At 74.7% G+C, this 18,958-nt stretch carries 16 protein-coding genes; 9 read left to right on the plus strand and 7 right to left on the minus strand.

All coding sequences use genetic code 11. The features are described 5' to 3' along the window. Positions 1 to 15: 15 nt before the first annotated feature. Positions 16 to 720 (plus strand): DUF3159 domain-containing protein, encoded by a 705-nt coding sequence (locus tag FLM69_RS05620; protein ID WP_020625079.1) that lies wholly within the window; start codon positions 16 to 18, stop codon positions 718 to 720. Here FLM69_RS05620 and FLM69_RS05625 read toward each other — a convergent pair. Then, positions 672 to 1,385: a TrkA family potassium uptake protein gene (locus FLM69_RS05625; RefSeq protein WP_036382825.1), complete on the minus strand. Its 714-nt coding sequence runs from the start codon at positions 1,383 to 1,385 to the stop codon at positions 672 to 674. The two genes, FLM69_RS05620 and FLM69_RS05625, sit on opposite strands and share 49 nt — an antisense overlap. Further along, positions 1,382 to 2,083, minus strand: coding sequence for a TrkA family potassium uptake protein (locus FLM69_RS05630; protein WP_020625081.1), 702 nt, complete (start codon positions 2,081 to 2,083; stop codon positions 1,382 to 1,384). Before FLM69_RS05630 ends, FLM69_RS05625 begins: the two co-directional genes overlap by 4 nt. 134 nt (positions 2,084 to 2,217) lie before the next feature. Here FLM69_RS05630 and FLM69_RS05635 point away from each other — a divergent pair, with 134 nt between their 5' ends. The 7 genes from FLM69_RS05635 (at position 2,218) to FLM69_RS05665 (ending at position 12,707) form a co-directional block, all read left to right on the plus strand. Next, positions 2,218 to 4,170 carry an APC family permease gene (locus FLM69_RS05635; protein ID WP_036382845.1) on the plus strand — a complete coding sequence of 651 codons (1,953 nt, stop codon included), beginning with the start codon at positions 2,218 to 2,220 and terminating at the stop codon, positions 4,168 to 4,170. Between the two features lie 159 nt (positions 4,171 to 4,329). Next, positions 4,330 to 5,802, plus strand: coding sequence for a class I SAM-dependent RNA methyltransferase (locus FLM69_RS05640; protein WP_020625083.1), 1,473 nt, complete (start codon positions 4,330 to 4,332; stop codon positions 5,800 to 5,802). 201 nt (positions 5,803 to 6,003) lie between these two features. Beyond that, positions 6,004 to 8,706 (plus strand): aconitate hydratase AcnA, encoded by a 2,703-nt coding sequence (gene acnA / locus FLM69_RS05645; RefSeq protein ID WP_141843414.1) that lies wholly within the window; start codon positions 6,004 to 6,006, stop codon positions 8,704 to 8,706. Positions 8,707 to 8,860: 154 nt separating this feature from the next. Then, the gene (gene dxs / locus FLM69_RS05650) at positions 8,861 to 10,876 is read left to right on the plus strand and encodes a 1-deoxy-D-xylulose-5-phosphate synthase (RefSeq protein ID WP_141843416.1); all 2,016 of its coding nucleotides are present in this window, start codon (positions 8,861 to 8,863) and stop codon (positions 10,874 to 10,876) included. Then, complete coding sequence (locus FLM69_RS05655; protein ID WP_141843418.1) at positions 10,873 to 11,391, plus strand: hypothetical protein; 519 nt, start codon at positions 10,873 to 10,875, stop codon at positions 11,389 to 11,391. Before dxs ends, FLM69_RS05655 begins: the two co-directional genes overlap by 4 nt. Positions 11,392 to 11,394: 3 nt before the next feature. After that, positions 11,395 to 12,369: an aldo/keto reductase gene (locus FLM69_RS05660; RefSeq protein WP_036317666.1), complete on the plus strand. Its 975-nt coding sequence runs from the start codon at positions 11,395 to 11,397 to the stop codon at positions 12,367 to 12,369. Continuing rightward, entirely contained in the window at positions 12,369 to 12,707 is a 339-nt protein-coding gene (locus FLM69_RS05665) for a PLD nuclease N-terminal domain-containing protein (protein WP_141843420.1), read from the plus strand. The genes FLM69_RS05660 and FLM69_RS05665 overlap by 1 nt, the downstream gene beginning before the upstream one ends. Before the next feature lie 7 nt (positions 12,708 to 12,714). On the opposite strand, the gene FLM69_RS05670 is transcribed toward FLM69_RS05665, so the two are convergent. After that, on the minus strand, positions 12,715 to 13,227 hold the full coding sequence (locus FLM69_RS05670; RefSeq protein ID WP_141843422.1) for a Rieske (2Fe-2S) protein: 513 nt from the start codon (positions 13,225 to 13,227) through the stop codon (positions 12,715 to 12,717). A 94-nt stretch (positions 13,228 to 13,321) separates the two neighbouring features. Between FLM69_RS05670 and FLM69_RS05675 the strand changes: the two genes are divergently transcribed. Further along, positions 13,322 to 13,978: a hypothetical protein gene (locus FLM69_RS05675; protein ID WP_141843423.1), complete on the plus strand. Its 657-nt coding sequence runs from the start codon at positions 13,322 to 13,324 to the stop codon at positions 13,976 to 13,978. 41 nt (positions 13,979 to 14,019) lie between these two features. Here FLM69_RS05675 and FLM69_RS05680 read toward each other — a convergent pair whose 3' ends face one another. The 4 genes from FLM69_RS05680 to msrB form a co-directional block, all read right to left on the minus strand. Continuing rightward, on the minus strand, positions 14,020 to 16,191 hold the full coding sequence (locus tag FLM69_RS05680) for a 3-hydroxyacyl-CoA dehydrogenase NAD-binding domain-containing protein (protein ID WP_181743489.1): 2,172 nt from the start codon (positions 16,189 to 16,191) through the stop codon (positions 14,020 to 14,022). Between the two features lie 76 nt (positions 16,192 to 16,267). Continuing rightward, positions 16,268 to 17,518: an HRDC domain-containing protein gene (locus FLM69_RS05685; protein ID WP_141843427.1), complete on the minus strand. Its 1,251-nt coding sequence runs from the start codon at positions 17,516 to 17,518 to the stop codon at positions 16,268 to 16,270. A 71-nt stretch (positions 17,519 to 17,589) separates the two neighbouring features. Then, positions 17,590 to 18,204: a DUF3000 domain-containing protein gene (locus FLM69_RS05690; RefSeq protein WP_041103656.1), complete on the minus strand. Its 615-nt coding sequence runs from the start codon at positions 18,202 to 18,204 to the stop codon at positions 17,590 to 17,592. Positions 18,205 to 18,279: 75 nt separating this feature from the next. Next, on the minus strand, positions 18,280 to 18,771 hold the full coding sequence (gene msrB, locus FLM69_RS05695) for a peptide-methionine (R)-S-oxide reductase MsrB (protein WP_370510497.1): 492 nt from the start codon (positions 18,769 to 18,771) through the stop codon (positions 18,280 to 18,282). Positions 18,772 to 18,958: the final 187 nt, after the last annotated feature.

The raw sequence follows: 18,958 nt of genomic DNA on the forward strand, positions 1-18,958 counted from the left end.
CCGAGAGGAGAGCCCATGACCGAGCCGCGTGGCCCCGTCACCGCCGCCCCGGACGGGGCCGGCCCCCTGCCGTCTCGAGCCCGCCTGGACGAGCGCGGCCGCCTCGACGCGCTGGGCAGCGTCGGTGGCTGGCGCGGCATCGTCGAGGCCTCCCTGCCCACCCTCGTCTACATGGTCGGCTACGTCGCCACCCAGCAGGTGTGGCCCTCCGGCGTGGCGGCCGTCGCGGTCGCACTCGTGCTGGGCGTCGCGCGCCTCGTCCAGCGCCAGTCGCCGGTCCAGGTGCTGGCCGGCCTCGCCGTCGTCGTCCTGTCCGTCGTGGTCTCCCTGACCACCGGCCAGGCCCGCGACTACTACCTGTGGGGCTTCGTCACCAACGCCGCCTACGGCCTCGCGTTCGCGGTGTCCGTCCTCGTGGGCTGGCCCGCGGCGGGCCTGGTGCTCGGCCTCGTGCGCGCCGAGGGCACCCGCTGGCGGGCCCACCGGCGTCGGCGCCGCGCCTACGCCGCGGCCACCTGGATCCTCGTGGCCGTGTTCGCGCTGCGCCTGGCGGTGCAGGTGCCCCTCTACCTCGGGGACGCCGTCACCGCGCTCGGGGTGGCCCGCCTGGTGATGGGCCTGCCGCTCTATGCCCTGGGGCTCTGGCTCGCCTGGTCCGTCAGCTCGCCCGGTCAGGACGACGGCGTGCCGGCGGACTCCGCCGCCTCCGAGCGTCCCTGAGCGCGGCCCTCGCCGACGAGGAGGCGACGCAGGGCCGGCTCGGCGGAGCCGGCGGCCAGGAAGAAGAGCTCGTCGCCCACCTCCAGGACCTCGTCCGCCGACGCCTGCCGGGGGGCGCCGTCGCGCACGACCGCCACGAGCGGAGCCTCCTGCGGCCAGGACACGGTGCCGATGCGCCGGCCCTCGAGCCAGTGCTCCGCCGGGACCCGGAACTCGGACAGCGCCGCGCCGCCGGCCTCCAGTCTGAGCAGGCGCACGAGGTCCCCGGTCTCCACGGCCTCCTCCACGAGCGCCGTCATGATCGAGGGGGTGGACACGGCCACGTCCACGCCCCACGACTCGTCGAAGAGCCAGTCGTTGAGCGGGTTGTTGACGCGAGCCACGGTGCGGCCGACGCCGAACTCCGAGCGGCTCAGCAGGGAGCACACGAGGTTGACCCGGTCGTCGCCGGTCGCCGCGACGAGCACGTCCGCCTCCAGGGCGCCGCACTGCTCGAGCACGGTCAGGTCGCACGCATCCCCGAGGACGAGGCGTGCGCCGCCGACGTCGGCCTTGCGGGCCGCGTCCGTGCGCGCCTCGACGACGACCACCTCGTGGCCGTGCGCGTGCAGCTCCCGCGCGATGGAGGCGCCCACGGCGCCGGCTCCGGCGATGACGGCCCTCATGCCCGTCCCTCCTCGTCCTCGTCCGTGCCGTCCGGCACGCGTGCCTCGCCCTGCAGGGCGGCCTCCACCTGGTCCCGGCGGTCCACCGGGTAGACGGCGTGCAGCACGTCGCCCTCCTGCAGGCGGTCGCCCGGCCGGGGCAGCTGGCCGTCGCCGAGCCGGGTGAGGTAGGCGATGCGCATCCCCACCGTGGACTCGACGTCGGTCAGCCGACGGCCCCACCACGAAGAGTGGGGGACCAGCTCGGTCACGAGCAACCGGCCGGAGGCGTCGCGGTGCTCCGCATCGGCGGTGCCGGCCGGCAGCAGCCGGTGCAGCACCTGGTCGGCCGTCCACTGGATCGAGGCGACCGTGGGGATGCCGAGGCGCTGGTACAGCCGGGCCCGGTCGGCGTCGTAGATGCGCGCCACCACGTGGTCCACGTGGAAGGTCTCGCGGGCCACGCGGGCGGCGATGATGTTCGTGTTGTCGTCCGCGGTCACGGCCGCCAGGCCCTGCGCGCGGTCGATGCCGGCGGCGAGCAGCGCGGAGCGGTCGAAGCCCACGCCGGCCACGAGCTCGCCGGAGAAGCCGGGGGCCAGCCCCTCCACGGTCCGCGGGTCGCGGTCCACGAGGGCGACGCCGTGACCGGCCGCGTCCAGCGCGGCCGCCAACCGGGTGCCCACCCGTCCGCCGCCGACGATCACGTAGTGGGCCATGCCCGTCCCTGCCTCTCGTGCGGTGCTCCGTGCGCCGGGGAGCCGACGCGCGCTCCATCCTCGCATCCGGCGGGCACGTCCGGGAGCATCCGCGTCGCCGCGGCGTCCGGGCCCGGCGGGGGTACCGTGGTGCGGTGGCCACGCTGTCCTCCCTCCTGCGCCGCGGCCTCCTCGGTCGCCCCGTGACGTCGCACGCCGCCGACGAGCCCCGCATGAACCGGTGGCGGGCGCTGCCCGTGACGTCGTCGAACGCCCTGTCCTCCCTCGCCTACGCCCCGGACGAGGTCATCCTCACCCTGGTCGCGGCCGGCACGTCCGCGCTCGCGCTCGGACCCGCCGTCGGCTGGGCCGTCGTCGCGGTGATGCTGCTCATCGTCGTGTCCTTCCGCGCCGCGGTCGCCGCCGTTCCGCACGGCGGCATCTATCACATGGCCGGCATGAAGCTGGGCCCGAGGGCCGGCGTCGTCGCCTCGGCCGCGCTCCTGCTGGACTTCGTGTTCACCGCCGCGGTCTCCGTGGCCGCCTTCGCCCACTTCGTGGCGGCGCTGGCCCCCGGACTCACCGTCGGCAGCCGCGTGCTGGTGGCCTCGGCCGCGCTCGTGGGCGTACTGCTGGCCGCGCTCCGCGGGGTGCGGCTGTCCCGGTGGGTGCTGCCCGTGCTCGTGAGCGTGTTCGTCGCCCTGACCGCGCTGCTCGTCCTGGCGGGCCTGTGGCAGGAGGGCCGTGGGCTGCTCGGCGCGGCGCCGACGGCCGGCTGGACGCAGGAGGGCGCCGGGGTCGGCGGGACCGTCGGCACCGTGGCGACGGCGCTGCTCGCCCTGCGCGCGTTCAGCGCGGGATCGGTGCTGCTCACCGGCGTCGAGGTGCCGGTCTCGAGCACCCGCCTGATGGCCCGGCCGGCCGTGCCCACGGTGCGGTGGGTGCTCACCGTGATGGCCCTCACCCTCGGCGCGCTGACCGTGGGCGTCATGCACCTGGCTCAGCGCACCGGCGTCGTCGTCGGGCTGGAGCTGGAGAACCTCCGGGACGCCGCGGGTGCCGAGGTCACGCCCGACCGCGCCCCCGCCCCCGTGCTCGCCCAGCTCGCGGACACCGTGTACGGCCCGGGCAGCATCCTGTCCGTCGCCACCATCGCGGCCACCGCCCTGCTCCTGCTGTTCGCGGCCAAGTCGGCGTTCCGCTCGTTCCCCGCCCTGGCCGCGCGCGTGGCCGAGGACGGCTACCTGCCCCGGCAGCTGAGGGTCCGCAGCGACCGGCTGGTGCACACGTGGAGCGTCCTCGGGATGGGGGCCGTGGCCCTCTCGCTCGTGCTGTTCTTCGAGGCCCGGACCGCCCTGCTCGTGCAGCTTTACGTCATCGGCGTGCTGCTGGCCTTCACGCTCGCGCAGGCCGGCATGCTGCGGCTGTGGCGCCGCCGGCTCGTGCACACACCGGGCGCCCGGGCCCGCGCGGCCGTCCGGCTGCGCCTGATCATCACGGCGGTGGCCTGGGTGGTCACGGCGCTGGCGGGCGTCGTCGTCCTGGTCACCCGCTTCACGCAGGGCGCGTGGGTGGCGCTGCTGGCGATCGTGCTCGGCTCGCTGGTGATGGGGCGGATCCGCCGCCACTACGCGGACGTGGACCGCGAGCTCGCACCGGACCCCCAGGACGACGCGCGGGCCCTGCCCTCGCGGGTCCACGTGGTGGTCGTCGTGACCACGCTGGACCGGCCGGCGCTGCGGGCGCTGGCCTACGCCCGCGCGTCGCGGCCGTCCTCCCTCGAGGCCGTCGTCGTGGACGCCGAGCGCGCCGCCACCCTGGAGGTGATCGACGCCTGGGAGCGTGCCGGCCTGCCGATGTCGCTCACCGTGATCGCCTCGCCCTACCGCGACACGGTGGCCCCCCTGGTGCGGCATGTGCGCGAGCACCGACGCCGTTCCCCGCGGGACCTGACCATGGTGTTCATCCCGGAGTACGTGGTCCGGCCGGGCTGGCGCACGCTCCTGCACAACCGGACCGCCACCCGCCAGACGCGGCGACTGCAGCGGGAGCCGGGCGTGATGGTGGGCTCGGTGCCGTGGCAGGTCCACGAGGGCCAGGGCTCTTGACCGCCCCGGCGCCCCCGGGGAGCGGCGGATGACGCCGTCCGACGGCGCGCCCACGATCGAGGCGACACAGCCGCATCGGTCTGCAAGGATGATGATGATCTGACCAGTCGATGCTCAGGGCAAGACCTGAAGCGCGCTGCGATGCGAGAGGAGCCAGACATGGCAGTCGTCGACACGTCCACAGACGTCACCGGGATCGGGAGGACCATCGAGGTGGAGGTCGGGGCCATGGCCCACGGCGGCCACTGCGTGGCCCGGCACGAGGGGCGGGTCGTCTTCGTGCGCCACGCCGTGCCCGGCGAGAAGGTCCGGGTGGCCCTGACCGAGGCCGAGGACGGGGCCCGCTTCTGGCGCGGCGACGTCGTGGAGGTGCTGCGGCCCTCCGAGTTCCGCCGCATCCACCAGTGGAAGCTCGCGGACATGCTGCGCGCCCACGCCTCGGGTCGCCCGCCCGTGGGCGGCGCCGAGTTCGGCCACATCGTGGTCCCGCACCAGCGCCGGCTCAAGGCCCAGGTCTTCCGGGACACGGTGCACCGCATCGCCGACCTCGCGGTGGAGCCGGAGGTGTGCTTCGCCGGCTCCGAGGACGAGCCCACCGGCCAGCGCTGGCGGACCCGGAACGCGTTCGCGGTGACCCCCCAGGGGCACATCGCGATGCACGCCTACCGTTCGGCGACCCTCCTACCCGTGCGCAACATGCCGCTCGGCGTGCCGGCCCTCGATGCGCTCGCCCTGTGGGACTGGGACTTCACCGGAGCCGCCCGCGTGGACGTCGCGACGCCGGCCTCCGGCTCCCGCCCCCTCGTGCTGGTGACGCCCACCCCGCAGACGCGGGCGGACGAGGTCAAGCTCGGCCGGCTGCGCACCCGGATCCGCCAGGCCGCCAACGCGTGCGGCGTGGACGTCTCCACCGGCCTGGCCCTGCCCGGCCCGAAGCAGTTCCAGCCGGTCAAGGTCGAGCGCATCACCGGCAAGACCTGGGTCGAGGAGACCGTGGAGTCCGAGCGTGGCGGCACCAAGCGCTTCCGCGTCACGGGTGACGGCTTCTGGCAGGTCCACCAGCACGCCCCGGCCACCCTCGTGGACGCGGTGCTCGAGGACGCCCGTGTCGAGCCGGGCCAGGTCGTGGCCGACCTCTACGGCGGCGCCGGCCTGTTCAGCGCGTACCTGGCGGACGCCGTGGGACCCGAGGGCCGCGTGTACTCGGTGGAGGCCTCCCGCCAGGCCTCGAAGGACGCCCGCCGCAACCTGCACGACCAGCCGCAGGCCTCGGTGCTCAACGGCCCCACGGACAAGGTGCTCGGCAGCTGGCTGAAGTACCCCGAGCGTCCCGTGGCGGACGGCGGCCTCGGCGGTGCCGCGCTGGACACCGTCGTCCTGGACCCGCCGCGGGCGGGCGCGGGGCGGCGGGCGATCGAGCGCATCCTCGCGCTCGAGCCGGGCCGCATCGTGTACGTCTCGTGCGACCCCGCCTCGTTCGCCCGCGACCTGGCGTGGCTGCGCGACGGCGGCTACGAGGTGGAGCGCGCCCGCGTGTTCGACCTCTACCCGGACACCCACCACCTCGAGTCGGTGACCGTGCTGGTGCCGGCCGCCCAGAGCGCCCCGGCCGCGGCCGTCGTCGAGATCTGACCCGGCATCCGCGTGGCGGCCTGCGGGCCGCCGCGCGCCATGCCCGCGTCACACGGGACCGGCGCGGTACCCTGGGACGCAGTGCGGCACCTGTGACGCAGACGACGCCCGTCCCGGACGGGGCGCGGTCCGCGGCCGCGGGTGACCACCCCCCACTGGACGAGCGCCCGGAGGAAACCGGGCGGGAAGAGGAGTCCTCTCGTGACCACCGTCGACAGCTTCGGCTCCAAGGGCGTCCTGGACGTCAAGGGCGCCGAGTATGAGATTTTCCGTCTGAACAAGGTCGAGGGGGCGCAGAAGCTGCCCTACTCCCTGAAGGTGCTGCTGGAGAACCTGCTGCGCACCGAGGACGGCGCCAACGTGACCGCCGACCAGATCAAGGCCCTGGCCGCCTGGGACCCGAACGCCCAGCCGGACACCGAGATCCAGTTCACGCCGGCGCGCGTGATCATGCAGGACTTCACCGGCGTGCCCTGCGTCGTGGACCTGGCCACCATGCGTGAGGCCATCCAGGACCTGGGCGGCGACCCGGAGCGCGTGAACCCGCTCTCCCCGGCCGAGCTCGTGATCGACCACTCCGTGCAGATCGACTCCTTCGGCAACGACGCCGCCATCGAGCGGAACATGGAGATCGAGTACGAGCGCAACGGCGAGCGCTACAAGTTCCTGCGCTGGGGCCAGACCGCCTTCGACGACTTCAAGGTCGTCCCCCCGGGCATGGGCATCGTCCACCAGGTCAACATCGAGAACCTGGCCCGCACCGTGATGACCCGCGAGGTCGACGGCGTGCTGCGCGCCTACCCGGACTCCTGCGTCGGCACCGACTCGCACACCACCATGGTCAACGGCCTGGGCGTGCTCGGCTGGGGCGTCGGCGGCATCGAGGCCGAGGCCGCGATGCTCGGCCAGCCCGTGTCCATGCTGATCCCGCGGGTCGTGGGCTTCAAGCTGACCGGCAGCATCCCGTCCGGCGCCACCGCGACCGACGTGGTGCTGACCATCACCGAGATGCTCCGCCAGCACGGCGTGGTCGGCAAGTTCGTCGAGTTCTACGGCGAGGGCGTCGGCTCCGTGCCCCTGGCCAACCGCGCCACCATCGGCAACATGTCGCCCGAGTTCGGCTCCACCGCCGCCATGTTCCCGATCGACGAGGTCACCCTCGACTACCTGCGCCTGACCGGTCGCTCCGAGGAGCAGGTCGCCCTCGTGGAGGCGTACACCAAGGAGCAGGGGATGTGGCACGACCCGTCCTCCGAGGTCGCCTACTCCGAGTACCTCGAGCTGGACCTGTCCACCGTGGTGCCCTCCATCTCCGGCCCGAAGCGCCCCCAGGACCGCATCGAGCTCACCGACTCCAAGGACCAGTTCCGCAAGGACCTGCACAACTACGCCACGCAGGACGAGGCCGGCAAGGGCCGCCCGTCCAAGCTCGTGGACGTGGCCATGGCGGACGGCCGCCAGTTCCAGCTGGACCACGGCGCCGTGTCCATCGCCTCGATCACCTCGTGCACCAACACGTCCAACCCGTCCGTGATGATGGCGGCCGGCGTGCTGGCCCGCAACGCGGTCGCCAAGGGCCTGAAGTCCAAGCCGTGGGTGAAGACCTCCGTGGCCCCGGGCTCCCGCGTGGTGACGGACTACTACGAGAAGTCCGGGCTGCGCGAGTCCCTCAACGACCTCGGCTTCAACGTGGTCGGCTACGGCTGCACCACCTGCATCGGCAACTCCGGCCCGCTGGAGTCCGAGATCTCCGAGGCCATCCAGGAGAACGACCTGTCCGTGACCGCGGTGCTCTCCGGCAACCGCAACTTCGAGGGCCGCATCAACCCGGACGTGAAGATGAACTACCTGGCCTCCCCGCCGCTGGTGGTCGCCTACGCCCTGGCCGGCACCATGGACTTCGACTTCGAGAACGAGGCCCTGGGCCAGGACACCGAGGGCAACGACGTCTTCCTCAAGGACATCTGGCCGGACCCGACCGAGGTCCAGAAGATCATCGACGCGTCGATCGACACCGAGATGTTCACCTCGCAGTACGCCACGATCTTCGACGGTGACGAGCGCTGGCAGTCCCTGGAGACCCCCTCGGGCTCCACCTTCGAGTGGGACGAGAAGTCCACCTACGTGCGCAAGCCCCCGTACTTCGAGGGCATGACCATGCAGCCGGACCCGGTGTCGGACATCTCCGGCGCCCGCGTCCTGCTCAAGCTGGGCGACTCCGTGACCACGGACCACATCTCCCCGGCCGGCTCCTTCAAGTCGGACACCCCGGCGGGCCGCTACCTGCTGGAGAACGGCGTGCAGCGCAAGGACTTCAACTCCTACGGCTCCCGTCGTGGCAACCACGAGGTGATGATCCGCGGCACGTTCGCGAACATCCGCATCAAGAACCAGCTGCTCGACGGCGTGGAGGGCGGCTTCACCCGTGACTTCACCCAGGAGGGCGCCCCGCAGGCCTACGTGTACGACGCGGCGCAGAACTACGCCGAGCACGGCACCCCGCTGGTGGTCCTGGGCGGCAAGGAGTACGGCTCCGGCTCCTCCCGTGACTGGGCGGCCAAGGGCACGGCGCTCCTGGGCGTCAAGGCCGTGATCACCGAGTCCTTCGAGCGCATCCACCGCTCGAACCTCATCGGCATGGGCGTGCTGCCGCTGCAGTTCCCCGAGGGTGAGAACGCCGACTCGCTGGGCCTGACCGGCACCGAGACCTTCGACATCTCCGGCATCACCGCCCTCAACGAGGGCACCACGCCGAAGACCGTGAAGGTCACGGCCACCGGCGAGGACGGCACGGTCACCGAGTTCGACGCGGTCGTCCGCATCGACACCCCCGGTGAGGCCGAGTACTACCGCAACGGCGGCATCCTGCAGTACGTGCTCCGTCAGATCGCCTCGAAGGCCTGATCCACGGGACACCGCCCGCGCGCGGGCATCACGACGGCGGCCCGCCGCCCTCCGCACGGAGGGCGGCGGGCCGCCGTCGTCGTGGGGCGCCGGGGCCGACGCCGCCGCCCGCGACCCGCCCGGGCGCGGACCCGCGGAGTAGGCTGGTCGGACCATGGAACATCTGCCCCCCACGAGCCCCGGCGCCCCGCTGCTGCCGCAGATCGCCCGCCCGGCGGACCTGTCGGCCCTCACGGAGGACCAGTTGACCGCGCTGGCGGCGGAGATCCGCGCCTACCTGATCGCCCACGTCTCCAAGACGGGCGGCCACCTCGGACCGAACCTGGGCGTCGTCGAGCTGACGCTGGCCGTGCACCGCGTGTTCGAGTCGCCGAAGGACGCGGTCATCTTCGACACGGGCCACCAGTCGTACGTGCACAAGCTGCTCACCGGACGCCAGGACTTCACGACGCTCCGCCAGGAGGGCGGACTGTCCGGCTACGGCGACCGCACCGAGTCCGAGCACGACGTGCTGGAGTCCTCGCACGCCTCCAGCTCGCTCTCCTGGGCGGACGGCATCGCGCGGGCCTGGGCGCAGACCGGGCAGGGGGACCGCACCGTGGTGGCCGTGATCGGCGACGGCGCGCTCACGGGGGGCATGGCCTGGGAGGCCGTCAACAACATCGCCGCCGGCCGGGACCGGCGCGTGGTGATCGTCGTCAACGACAACGGCCGCTCGTACGCGCCCACCGTGGGCGGCGTCGCCGAGCACCTGGGCGGACTGCGCCGCGGGGTGCTGGACAAGGTGCGCACCCACCACCGCTATGAGCAGACCCTCGACTACCTCAAGCGCCGCCTCCAGGAGGCCGGGCTCGCGGGGGAGCTGGTGTACCGGCCGCTGCACGCGGCGAAGAAGGGCCTCAAGGACCTCTGGGCGCCGCAGGGCCTGTTCGAGGACCTGGGCATGAAGTACATCGGCCCGGTCGACGGTCACGACCTCACCGCCATGGAGGAGGCCCTCGAGGACGCGCGGGCGTACGGCGGGCCCGTGATCGTCCACGCGATGACCGAGAAGGGGCACGGCTACGCACCGGCGGTCGCGCACGAGGCGGACCAGTTCCACGCGATCGGCGTGATCGACCCCTCCACGGGCGAGCCCATCACCTCGTCCACGGCCCAGTCCTGGACCTCCGTGTTCGGCGAGGAGATGGTCGCGATCGCGGACGAGCGGCCGGACGTCGTGGCCATCACCGCCGCCATGCAGAACCCCGTGGGCCTGGCCCCGATGGCGCTGGCCCATCCGGACCGGGTGTTCGACGTCGGCATCGCCGAGCAGCACGCGGTCACCTCGGCCGCCGGCATGGCCTTCGGCGGTCTGCACCCCGTGGTGGCCGTCTACGCGACCTTCCTCAACCGCGCCTACGACCAGGTGCTCATGGACGTGGGCCTGCACCGCGCGGGCGTGACGTTCGTGCTGGACCGCGCGGGCGTCACCGGCCCGGACGGCCCGAGCCACCACGGCATGTGGGACCTGGCCCTGCTGCAGTCGGTTCCGGGGCTGCGGATCTCCGCGCCCCGCGACGCGGACACGCTCCGGGAGGAGCTGCGCGAGGCCGTCGCCGTCGAGGACGCGCCCACCGTGGTGCGGTTCGCGAAGGGGTCGGTCGGCGAGCCGGTGCGCGCCCTGGAGCGGCTGTCGGACGGCACGGACGTGCTCGCCCGGCGCGGCGAGACCGGCGGACGCGACGGCGCCGAGCGGGACGTGCTGATCGTGGCGGTGGGCGCGATGGCCGAGCTCGGCCTCGACGTCGCCGAACGGCTCGAGCGGCACGGCATCAGCGCCACGGTGATCGACCCGCGGTGGGTCCTGCCCGTGGCCCGGTCCGTGATCGACACGGCCGCCCGCCACCGGATCGTCGTGTGCCTCGAGGACGGGGTGCGGGCCGGCGGCGTCGGCTCGCGGATCCGCCAGGAGATGCGCGCGGCCGGCGTGGACACCGCCCTGAACGAGGTCGGCCTGCCGGTCGAGTTCCTCGCCCACGGCAGCCGCGAGCAGGTGCTGGCCCGCGTGGGCCTCACCGCGCAGCGCATCACCCAGGACACCGTCGCCCAGGTCCTCGGCGCCAAGGTCCCGTACGCCCGGCCCGTCCCCGAGGACGCGGCCGCACCCCACCACCAGGAGCAGGCATGAGCATCGTCCGGCTGTACCGTGAGACCGTCGGCGACGACGGCGCCCGGCTCTTCGAGTATCGCGAGGCATGGGCCGACGCGGAGGCCGGGGAGTTCGTGGTCCACCACGGTCGGGTCGGCCAGCCCGGCACCGTCGGGGAGCAGCCCCTGGCCGACCAGGCCGAGGGTGATCAGCTGCTGGCCGCGTTCGTGGCGCAGGGCGCGGAGGAGGGCTTCGCCGAGGCGGACCCCGCGACCTTCGCCGTGCTGCCGGTGGCCTACCGGCTCCGCGGCCGGGAGGCCACGGCGATCGAGCGGAGCACCGTCGAGCGGCTGCGCGTCGAGGTGACCCACCAGCTGGCCTGGCGCGGTCTCGGCGAGGTCGAGGACGTCGTCGAGGAGGCCGGTGCCCTCGTGCTGCGGGTCCGGACCCCCCACGCCCGCAAGGCCGCCGCCGAGATCCCGGCGGCCGCCAAGCGCGCCGACGGCGTGCAGCCGAACAAGGTGGACGTCCGCACCGCAGAGCAGGAGGGCTGACCCGTGCGCCACACCCGTCTCGGCCGCTCCGGGCTGACCGTCTCCGTCGTCGGCCTGGGCTGCAACAACCTCGGCCGCCCCGGCACCGCCACGCTGGAGCAGGCCGGCACCGACGCCGTCGTCCACGCCGCGCTCGACGCCGGCATCACCTTCTTCGACGTCGCCGACGTCTACGGCGCCGAGCCCGGCCTGTCCGAGGAGCGGCTCGGCCGCGCCCTGGGCGCCCGCCGCGACGAGGTGGTGATCGGCACCAAGTTCGGCATGGACATGGGCGGTGTCGCCGGCGACGACGGCGGCGCGCGGGGCTCCCGCCGGTACATCGTGCGCGCCGTCGAGGACTCCCTGCGCCGCCTGGGCACCGACTGGATCGACCTCTACCAGTTCCACACCCCGGACCCGGCCACGCCCATCGAGGAGACCCTCCGCGCGCTCGACGACCTCGTGCGCGCCGGCAAGGTCCGCTACGTGGGCCACTCGAACCGGGCCGGGTGGCAGATCGCCCAGGCCGAGTACGTGGCCCGCGAGCTGGGCGTGGAGCGCTTCGTGTCCGCGCAGAACCACTACAACCTGCTGGACCGCCGGGCCGAGCTCGAGGTGGTCCCGGCGGCGGCCGAGTTCGGGCTCGGCGTCCTGCCGTACTTCCCGCTGGCCAACGGGCTGCTCACGGGCAAGTACTCGCAGGGCGACGCCCCCGAGGGCTCGCGCCTGTCCCACGTGCGCCAGCACATGGTGGCCGACGCCGACCTGGAGCAGCTGGCCGCGTTCGGCCGGTTCGCCCGGGAGCGGGGGATCACCGAGGTCCAGGCCGCGATCGGGTGGCTGGCGGCGCAGGGACCGGTGTCCTCCGTGATCGCCGGCGCCACCCGTGCCGCGCAGGTCGTGGAGAACGCGGCGGCGGCCGACTGGCTCGCCACCGCGGAGGACCTGGCCGAGCTGGACGCCCTGTTCCCGGGCCCGGAGAAGGTCGCGCTCTTCTGATGGCCGGCGCGCTGACCGGCGCGGCCGCCGCGGCGGCCGCGAACCCGCTGGTGCCGACGCCGGGGGAGGCCGCCCTGGGCTGGACCGTGTCCGTCGTGGCCGGTGCGCTGTGGGTGGCCGGCTTCGTCTCGCTGGGCCGCAGCCCCCTGGACGCCCGGGCGCGCCTGCCGTGGGTCGGCCTCATGCTGCTGCTGCCGGTGCTGGGGGCGCTCGTCTGGTTCTGGTGGCGGCACCGCTACTACCCGGCCCGGCGGCGCGAGCAGCCGGCGTGGGACCCCAACGACCGCTCCGCCGTCGTGGTGCCCCCGCGCCGGCGCTTCGGCGCGCCGGAGGAGTGAGCCGGGTTCAGAGCTTGACGACGATGCGGTCGTCGACGACGGCCGCGTCGTAGTCCATGAGGGCCTGGCGGGCCGGGCCGCCGAACGGCTTGCCCGAGGTGACGTCGAAGTGCGAGCCGTGGCAGGGGCACGCGTAGGCCGGGCCCTCCTGCCGGTCCACGACCTGGAGCAGGCAGCCCTGGTGCGTGCACACGTTGGTGAAGGCGGTCACCGTGGTCTCGTCCACGCGGTGCATCATCAGCGTCCGCCCCTGCACCTGGACCTCGCGGGACGCGCCCACGGGCAGCTCGGCGGCGGGCAGCGCGTCGACGGCGTCGGCGCCGGTGTAGTGGTCCTGCGCGGTGTCCTTCTCGCGCAGCTGGTCCGTGCAGCCGGCCAGCGCGAGCGCGCCGGCACCCGCGGCGGCGACGGCGGCGCCGCGGCCCAGGACGGTGCGGCGGGAGGTGTCCGGGCGGGCGTGGTCGCCACAGCAGCCGGGCCGGGAGGAGTTCGGGGTGAGGGGGGAGTCCTGCGTGGTCATCGACCCATTATCGCCCGTGGCGAGGGCGGATGCGACCGGGCCCCACGGGTGCGAGGATCGGGGGGACGGACCCCCGAGCCCCAGGAGCACCGCCGTGACCGACCCCGCCCCGCGCCCCACCGGCGACGCCCGCTTCGACCTCACCCCCTTCGAGAGGTGGGAGGCCGTGACCCTCGACGACGTGCACGTCGGCTTCCTGCACCGGGTGCTGGAGGACGGCGTGCTGACCACCCGGACGGGCTTCGCCCCCACGCCCGCCCAGCGCGCCGCCCGCGGCGGTCTGCCCGAGCGCTACCTCGCCCAGACGCAGGTCGGCTTCACGCCCGACGGCGACGGCTGGGCTTGGACGACCCACGAGGACTCCGCCGGCGCCCAGCGGGTGCGCATCGACCGTGAGCGGGCCGGCATCGACGCCGGGGTGCTGCCCTCGTACGCGGAGTACCTCCTCCTCGCGCGGGTCGCCGCCGAGGGCCCGCTCGCCGTGGACCGGCTCGAGGAGGCCTCGCCCCTGCAGGGCGGGCTGCGCGTGCCCCGCGCCGAGCTGCGCCCGGCGGACGCGGGCGGGTCGGACGTGCGGGTGGCCGTCGTCGCGGACGGTGTGGAGCTGGGGGCGCACCTCGTGCGCGACGGCGCCGTGGTCGCCTCCGACTGGGGCGGCGGCACCGCCTCCACCCCCGTGGCCGACCGGGCCGCGGCGACCGCCGGGCTCGACGCGCACGTGGTGACGTTCGCCGGGCTGCCGATCGCCTGAGCCGCGGGCCGGGCCGTCGCGGACGGCCCGGCCCGGGCCGGTCAGGCCTGCGTGGCCGGGTGGAAGCGCCGCCCGTTCACCCGCTCGGCGGCCCCGCAGTCGTCCAGGTACGGCGTGATGCCGCCCAGGTGCAGGGGCCAGCCGGCGCCGAGGATCATGCACAGGTCCACGTCCTCGGGGGCCGCGACGACGCCCTCCTCCAGGAGCAGGCCGATCTCCTCGGCCAGCGCGTCCTCGACCCGGCGCAGCAGCTCCTCGGAGGTCTGCGGGGTCGAGCCCTGCTCCAGCAGGGCCGCGGTCGCCTCCGGGATCTGCTCGCCGGTCGCGCCGGCGGCCTCCTCGTCGCGCCGGTCCGGGCGGACGTCCTTGGCCCAGATCGCGGTCTTGCCGGCGTCGATCAGGCGCTGCAGGTTCGCCGAGACCGGGAAGCGCTCCGCGCCGAAGGACGCGGAGAGGGACTCGGACACGTGCTGGGCCACGGGGATGCCGACCATGGCCAGCAGGGTGAACGGCGTCATCGGCAGGGCCAGCGGGTCCACCGCGTGGTCGGCCTCGTGCGCGTCGGTGCCCTCGTCGAAGGAGTTCTGCACCTCGCCCATCATGCGCAGCAGGACGCGGTTGACCACGAACGCGGTGGCGTCGTGGACGAGCACGCCGGTCTTGCGCAGCCGGCGGGTCAGCTCGAACGCGGTGGCCACGACCTCGTCCGTCGTCGCCTCGGTCCGCACGATCTCCACGAGCGGCATGACCGCCACCGGGTTGAAGAAGTGGAAGCCCACGAGGCGCTCGGGACGCTCGAGGACCTCGGCCATGGCGGCCACGGACAGGCTCGAGGTGTTGGTCATCAGGATGGCGTCCTCACGCACGATGCCCTCGAGCTCGCGGAAGACGGTGCGCTTGACCTCGAGCTCCTCGAAGACGGCCTCGATGACGATGTCGGCGTCCGCGTACACCGCCTTGTCCGTGTCCGCGGTGATCAACCCGGCCAGGGCCTGGCCGTCCTCGGCGGAGAGCCGTCCACGGGAGACCATCTTCTCGACCTGCGCGCGCACGCCCGCCAGGCCGCGCTCGACACGCTCGGCGTCGACGTCCGTCATCACGACGGGCACCCGCAGGTGCCGGGCGAAGACGAGGGCGAGCTGGCCGGCCATCAGGCCCGCACCGACGATGCCGACCTTCCGGACCTCGCGGGCGAGCTCGCGGCCCGGGTCGCCGGCGGGGCGCTTGGCGCGGCCCTGGACGAGGCCGAGGAACGCGTACACGGTGCGGCGGAACTCGGGGGAGTGCAGCAGCGTCCCGAGGGCGTCCGCCTCGGCCTGGGCGGACTCGGCGCGGGTGCGCGTGCGGGCCCCGGTGAACAGGGCCTCCAGGTGACGGCGCGCCGGCAGGTGGCGACCGGGACGGGCGGCCTGCAGCCGCTCCAGCGCCGCCAGGGCGCGGTCCCAGGCGGCGTCGGACACGTCGCGGTCGCGGTGGGCGGCCAGTTCGGCCGCCACGGACTCGTCCCCGGTGACCAGGGCGGCGGCGAGCTCGAGGCCGGCGTCGAGGAGGTCCCCCTCGACGATCCGGTCCATGAGCCCCAGCCCGTGCGCCGCGCGGGCGTCGAGCATGCGGTTGTCGTCGAGGGGGTTCTTCAGCACGACGTCGACGGCGGCCTCCGGGCCGATCAGGTGGGGCACGCGCCACACGCCGGACCAGCCGGGGATCAGGCCGAGCCGGACCTCGGGCAGGCCGAAGCCCTTCGCATCGGCGGCCACCACGCGGTGTCCGGCGGCCAGGGCCAGCTCGAGGCCGCCGCCGAGGGCGAGGCCGTTCACGAGCGCGACCGTGGGGATCTCGAGGGCCGCGAGCCGGTCGTAGACGGCGTGGCCGAGCAGGGCCAGGTCGCGGCCGACGTCGTCGGTGAGGCCCGCGATCAGGGACAGGTCCGCCCCGGCCGCGAAGGTCCCCTCCACACCGGTCACGGCCAGGGCCTGGATCTCGCCCGCGGCGGCCCGGGCGGCCTGCTCGTCGAGCACCCGGCCGAGGCCGAGGAGCGTGGCCGGGCCCAGGGTCGCGGGCCGGCGGGGTCCCTGCCCGTTGTCCAGCGTGAGCAGCGCGAGCGTGCCCGCACCCTCGGGCAGGGCGTGGTCGGTCACGGTGACGGTGGTGACGACCTCATCCGGGGCCAGGGCGGGCAGGTGGTCGAAGGAAGCAAGAGAAACGGATGTCATGCGGGTCACACTACCGGCGAGTAGCCTCCGCGTCGACGCGACGCGACGGACCGATCCGGCCGGCCGCGTCGGGGGCTCAGGCGCCGGCGGGATCGGGGTCCAGGAGCGCGACCGTGACGATCGCGCCGACGTTCTCCACCTGCCACGGGCGCGCGCCCCGCTCCGTCAGGAACGCGTCCACGGTCTCGGGGGTGATCGGGGCAGGCGGGGTCCAGCAGATCCGCCGGAGGGTGTCCGGGGTGAGGAGGTTCTCGGTGGGCATCCCCAGCTGCTCGGCCCGACGGGCGACGCGGGCCTTGGCCGTGCGCAGGCGGCGGTCCGCCACCGGGTCCCGGTCCTTCCAGGCCCGGGGTGGGGGCGGGCCGTCCCCGGTGCGGACCTGCGCCGCGGGGGCGTCGCCCCGCTCGGCGTCCTCGACGCCGGCCCGGATCGCGGCGATCCAGCGCGGAGCCTCGCGGCTCGCGGCGCGGCCGTGGAAGCCGGAGGTCTGGCGCAGGGCGGGGACGGTGCGCGGCTGGGCGGCCGCGGCGGCGACGATCGACCGGTCCGGGATGAGCCGGCCGGGGGCGACGTCGCGGTGGCGGGCGAGGTCCTCGCGGGCCTCCCACAGGCGCTTGAGGACCGCGCGCTGCACGGGGCGGCGCAGCGTCTGGGAGCCCGAGGTGCCGCGCCAGGGGTCCTTCTTCGGCGCGGGCGGCGGGGCCGTGCGCACGTGCTCGAACTCCTGCTCGGCCCACGCGAGCTTGCCGTCGGCCTCGAGGCGCGCGACCAGGGCCTCGCGCAGCGGGACGAGCAGCTCGACGTCGAGCGCCGCGTAGGCGAGCATCGCCTCGGGCAGCGGACGCACCGACCAGTCGGCGGCCGAATGCTCCTTGGCGAGGGTCACCCCCAACAGCTCCTCCAGGACCGCGGCCAGGCCGACGCGCGGCAGGCCGGCCACCCGGGCCGCGAGCTCGGTGTCGAACAGCCGATCGGGGCGCAGCCCCTGCTCGGCCAGGCAGGGCAGGTCCTGGCCGGCCGCGTGCAGGATCCACTCGACGCCCGCGAGGGCCTCCTGCAGCGGGGCCAGCCCGTCGAGGGCCTCGGGATCGACGAGCCAGATGCCGGCGCCCTCGCGCTTGAGCTGGACGAGCATGGCCCGCTGGCCGTACCGGATCCCGGAGGCGCGCTCCGCGTCGACGGCGACCGGCCCGGTCCCCGCGGCGAGCGCCGCGGCGCAGGCCTCCAGGCCCGCGCGGGTGTCGGTGAGCCGGGGGACTCCACCGGCCGGTGTCGCGATCAGCCGCGGGGGCGCGTCCGGGGCGGCCGTCTCGGGGGCGTCGGTCATGCTGCTCCTGTTCGGGGAGGTCGGGGCGGGGACGGGCCGGGGCCCGGTGTGCCGGAGGCGCGGGCGCGCGGTCAGGGGCCGGCCGTGGAGACGTCCGCGGCGTGCTCCGGCGGCAGGCCGGCGAACGCGCAGATCATGTCCGACCACGCCTCGAGATGCGAGCCGAGGTCCCGCGGGGCCGGGGTCCACGAGGCGCGCAGCTCGATGTCGGTGGTGTCCGGGGCCGCACTCAGCGTCCCGAAGCCCTCCGCGATGCTGCGCGTCGCGGTGCCGCCGGCGTGGGAGTGCTCAGCGTGGCGGCGCTCGAGCGCCTCCACGAGCCACGTCCACGCGACGGCGCCGGCCAGCTGGTCCAGCGCGACGTCCGGTTCCAGGCTCGCACGGATCCAGGTCACCGCCCGGAACCCGCCCGGCCACCGGGCGTCCGGGGCCGGGTCGTGCAGGAGGACGAACCGCCCCGTGGCCAGCACGCCGCCGGTCGCGCCCGGCCCGTCGCACACGTCGGCGGCGAGGGCGACGGCGAACGGCGCCTGCCCCTCGGGCGCCGGGATCTCCCGCAGCCGCACCTCGGTCCGCGGCCGCGCATCGCGCAGGTCCGCCAGGGCACGCCGGAACACCCCCGGCGGCACGGGCGCCTCGACCGCCCCGGGGGCGGCGGAGAGGCGACGGGGCCCGATCACGCTCATGCCCGTCAGCCTAGGCCGCGGGGCCCACCGGGCAACGGGGGCGCGCCGTGGACGCCACGGCGCTCCCGCACCGGATCAGCGCGCCCCGTCCGGGGCCGCCGCGTCGTCGGCGGGGGCCAGGCGCAGCGAGATCGAGTTGATGCAGTAGCGCAGGTCCGTGGGGGTGTCATAGCCCTCGCCCGCGAAGACGTGACCCATGTGGGAGCCGCACGCCGCGCACCGCACCTCAATCCGCTCCATGCCCAGGGTGGTGTCCTTCAGGTACTCCACCCGGTCCTCCGCGAGCGGTGCGAAGAACGAGGGCCAGCCGCAGTGCGCGTCGAACTTCTCGTCCGAGCGGAACAGCTCGGATCCGCACGCCCGGCACGCGTACACGCCCTTCACGTGCGAGTCCCAGTACTCGCCCGTGAAGGGCCGTTCCGTGCCGGCCCGGCGCAGCACCTGGAACTCCTCGGGCGTGAGCCGTCGGGCCCACTCCTCGTCCGTCAGGCGGGCGCCGCCCGGGGCGGCCAGGGTCTGCTCGGGAGCGGGGACGTCCCGCGCGGGGTCGGGGGTGGGGTGTTGCAGGAGCACCCGTCCCCCCCCGGGGAGGTCGCCCGCGGCCACCCCGGCCACCCCCGGCCGCCCGCGGCCCCGGGCCCCGGGGGTGCCGGGGTCGTGTGTGCCGACCTCCCCCCGCCTGCAGAAGCTGGACGGCGTCTCCACGTGGGACGTCGGCTGGGTGGTCACGGACACGGTGTTCGCGGGCCTGCAG

Source organism: Micrococcus sp. R8502A1, assembly GCF_006704135.1.
GTDB lineage: Bacteria > Actinomycetota > Actinomycetes > Actinomycetales > Micrococcaceae > Micrococcus > Micrococcus luteus.

What these genes read in the sequence shown, in the direction of transcription:
- FLM69_RS05630 (WP_020625081.1), bottom strand. Translation starts at nt 2,083, where the DNA reads ATGGCCCACTACGTGATCGTCGGCGGCGGACGGGTGGGCACCCGGTTG.
- FLM69_RS05655 (WP_141843418.1), top strand. Translation starts at nt 10,873, where the DNA reads ATGAGCATCGTCCGGCTGTACCGTGAGACCGTCGGCGACGACGGCGCC.
- FLM69_RS05665 (WP_141843420.1), top strand. Translation starts at nt 12,369, where the DNA reads ATGGCCGGCGCGCTGACCGGCGCGGCCGCCGCGGCGGCCGCGAACCCG.
- FLM69_RS05690 (WP_041103656.1), bottom strand. Translation starts at nt 18,204, where the DNA reads ATGAGCGTGATCGGGCCCCGTCGCCTCTCCGCCGCCCCCGGGGCGGTC.
- FLM69_RS05620 (WP_020625079.1), top strand. Translation starts at nt 16, where the DNA reads ATGACCGAGCCGCGTGGCCCCGTCACCGCCGCCCCGGACGGGGCCGGC.
- FLM69_RS05685 (WP_141843427.1), bottom strand. Translation starts at nt 17,518, where the DNA reads ATGACCGACGCCCCCGAGACGGCCGCCCCGGACGCGCCCCCGCGGCTG.
- FLM69_RS05670 (WP_141843422.1), bottom strand. Translation starts at nt 13,227, where the DNA reads ATGACCACGCAGGACTCCCCCCTCACCCCGAACTCCTCCCGGCCCGGC.
- FLM69_RS05680 (WP_181743489.1), bottom strand. Translation starts at nt 16,191, where the DNA reads ATGACATCCGTTTCTCTTGCTTCCTTCGACCACCTGCCCGCCCTGGCC.
- dxs (WP_141843416.1), top strand. Translation starts at nt 8,861, where the DNA reads ATGGAACATCTGCCCCCCACGAGCCCCGGCGCCCCGCTGCTGCCGCAG.
- FLM69_RS05640 (WP_020625083.1), top strand. Translation starts at nt 4,330, where the DNA reads ATGGCAGTCGTCGACACGTCCACAGACGTCACCGGGATCGGGAGGACC.
- FLM69_RS05625 (WP_036382825.1), bottom strand. Translation starts at nt 1,385, where the DNA reads ATGAGGGCCGTCATCGCCGGAGCCGGCGCCGTGGGCGCCTCCATCGCG.